Genomic DNA, 2,758 nt, shown 5'->3' with positions numbered 1-2,758 from the left:
AAATACCTTGTAAATTAGAATACTCTAATTTGACGAAGTCCCTTTAAAAATGGGCATGTTTATGCGATTTCCCTGATTTTATCCCGAAATTTGATAAAAAGGTGCGTAAATAACATGCGCGGACCGTGCAGCACTGCAAGCGATATTAACTAATATTAAGTAACATTAACTAATAATGTCGCTTCCATTCTTTAACCAGCCAGCCCAACGTTATCGCTTTAAGCCGTTAGCCCCTGCCCTTCAGCAAAGTCAGGAACAGCGCGAGCTGCCCTTTCCAGTTGTGTTGCCGTACTTTACCCTGACAAAACAGGCCAAGCCGCTGCCAATAGCTGTAATGTTTAAAGCGAGCGAATTGTGCCTCTGTCACGCTTGTGTTGCTAAAACGGGTTTGCAGCGCTGCGGCTTGCTCCACCGTATGCCAGAAGTTCGTTTCGAAACGCTGTAAGTGGCGAAAGAAGTGACGGATTAAATACAGCACTGAGTGTGATTTTGCGCCCAGGCTATTATTGCTGTGCTGGCGATAGTCGATGAGCGGCTCATCAATAAACACCACCTCACCGTTCAATTTAGCCACCAGGATTAACCACCAGTCATGCATAAAGGCTGCAGGCGGAATCGGCAGTGCCAGCTGCAGTAATTGTCGGTTGAACAGCATGGTGCAGCCGGAGGCGACATTCTGCTGCAGTAACTGCTGCGTGGAATGGTGCCACTGGCGGGAAATGTTACGCAGTTGAAAAAAGCTCGCGCACAACTCATTGAGATCCTGATCGACAATGCGTTTGTCGCTGAACACTAACACCGGTTGCTGAACTTGAATGATTTTCCGGCCCTTTATTGCCCGAGTCGAGATAGCCTGAAAAGAGCGCGCAATTTTATTGGCGTGCCAGATATCGTCCTGATCGCACAGCATGATGTATTCCGCGCTGCTCAGGCTAAGGCCAAAATTAAAGTTGGCCGACGGACCGTGCAGCGGGCCGGGATTAACATGCCATTCAATTCGATTATCACCTTGTTGCAAACGGGCAATAATCGCCTCAGTCTGATCCGATGAGCCGTCGTCGACCACGATGACGCGCGCCACCAGCTCTGTGTAAAGCGCGCAGTTTTGCAACGATCTAATTTGCTGCATAATAAAACGTTCGCCGTTATACGTGGCGAGCACGATATCAATACAGGGTTTTGTCACCACTGGCTTTCACCCATGTTTCATCGTATGCCTTTTTCAGCACCTTGATGCGGATATAATTGCGCACCCGCACATAGCGCCACACCAGATTAGAGTGGATCGCTTTGCGCAAATGCTTGTGCATCGCCTCACCGCCCAAATGATGAATCATTCTCACTGACTCCACCGGAATACAGGGGATATCGAGTAATTTGGCTTTATGGCACAAATCGACATCCTCACAATAAAGCGGAAACAGCTCATCAAAGCCGTTTAAGCGGCTAAAGGTTGATTTGGTGGTAATAATAGCCGAAGCAAAATACCAGTCACGCCGTTTTTGTCGCTGCCCGGTTGGTAACCCCAGTTTGGCGCGAATTAAACGCATCACCTGGTTGGTCAAACAGGGCCACTCGTTGTAGTTTTGCTGGCGTGAGCCGTCACTATTGAGTAAGCAGGGATAAAACAAGTTGCCTTCGATTTTTTCGCGATGGTCGATAAACCACTTCTGGACCGAGCGGTTAATGAACTGGCAATCCGGATTGATAATAAACAGGTGCTCAAAGCTCGCTTTCGTAATAGCAAAGTTATTGCCGACACTAAACGATTTTGGCTGGCTGAATTTATATAAGCGGATCGACGAATTCATCGAGCTCAGCTGCTGATTGCACTCTTCGACCCAGCGATCAAATGTATCACTGTTAAGGTTGTCAATCAGGATCAGCTCAAACGGCGATGGCCAGAACTTGATCAGCGAAACGACCAGCTCGTGAATATAGCCTTCATGCCCGTGAGACACGGTGACCAGTGATATCGGCGGCGCACTGGAATTAGGCACTGTTAAAACTTAGGCGCCGCTTCAAAACTGAGGCCGGCCACATCTTTGGCTGACAAACTTGGCGCCTGGTTATCCACCAGCGGCCACTCAATCGCCAGCGTCGGGTCGTCCCATTTGACTGACACTTCGGCTTGCGGATTGTAGAAATCGGTACATTTGTAGGCGAACTCGGCTTCATCGGACATGACGTAAAAGCCATGGGCAAAACCTTCCGGCACCCACAGCTGACGTTTGTTTTCTGCCGAGAGTACCACACCCACCCACTGGCCAAAGGTTGGTGACTCTTTACGCATATCAACCGCGACATCGAATACTTCACCGGACACCACGCGCACCAGTTTACCCTGGGTATTTTCAGTCTGATAATGCAGACCGCGCAGAATACCATGGCTGGATTTGCTGTGGTTTTCCTGCACGAACTCACGTACACCGCACTCTTGGTTAAACAGCGTGGTGCGAAACGTTTCCATAAAAAAGCCGCGTTCGTCGCCAAACACCTGAGGTTCAATAATTTTTACCTCAGGAATACGTGTTTCGATAAATTTCATTTTATTTTATAACCTTTATAAGCCACTGCACGGTATAGCACACACCGTTATATCATTAATTATTGCCCGGCAAGGCAGGCGACAGCTAAAGCTTGAAGCCGACTCACAGCTTCAAGCCAAAGCATCAGGATCTCACGGAAATCGCATGAACATCCCCGTCATTCAAGGGCTCCGAGAACCTTGCTTAAGTAGTTTACATCCATCGCACAC

The 2,758-nt window shown here is 48.5% G+C and carries 3 protein-coding genes; all 3 read right to left on the bottom strand.

What is annotated here, in order from left to right:
- Positions 1-226: 226 nt before the first annotated feature.
- Genes R7127_RS25930 through rfbC form a run of 3 tightly spaced genes read right to left on the bottom strand, consistent with a single transcriptional unit; the run spans position 227 to position 2,548 of the window.
- On the bottom strand, positions 227-1,189 hold the full coding sequence (locus R7127_RS25930) for a glycosyltransferase family 2 protein (protein ID WP_318148657.1): 963 nt from the start codon (positions 1,187-1,189) through the stop codon (positions 227-229).
- Complete coding sequence (locus R7127_RS25925) at positions 1,167-2,000, bottom strand: glycosyltransferase family 2 protein (RefSeq protein WP_318148656.1); 834 nt, start codon at positions 1,998-2,000, stop codon at positions 1,167-1,169. Before R7127_RS25925 ends, R7127_RS25930 begins: the two co-directional genes overlap by 23 nt.
- Positions 2,001-2,002: 2 nt before the next feature.
- Complete coding sequence (gene rfbC / locus R7127_RS25920; RefSeq protein ID WP_318148655.1) at positions 2,003-2,548, bottom strand: dTDP-4-dehydrorhamnose 3,5-epimerase; 546 nt, start codon at positions 2,546-2,548, stop codon at positions 2,003-2,005.
- Between the last annotated feature and the right edge of the window lie 210 nt (positions 2,549-2,758).

Source organism: Vibrio sp. 1159 (genome assembly GCF_033340395.1).
In the GTDB taxonomy this organism is placed as follows: Bacteria; Pseudomonadota; Gammaproteobacteria; order Enterobacterales; family Vibrionaceae; genus Vibrio; species Vibrio alginolyticus.
Note: the sequence above shows the minus strand (reverse complement) of the source record. Positions and strands in the feature narration are given on the sequence as shown.

What these genes read in the sequence shown, in the direction of transcription:
- rfbC (WP_318148655.1), bottom strand. Translation starts at nt 2,548, where the DNA reads ATGAAATTTATCGAAACACGTATTCCTGAGGTAAAAATTATTGAACCT.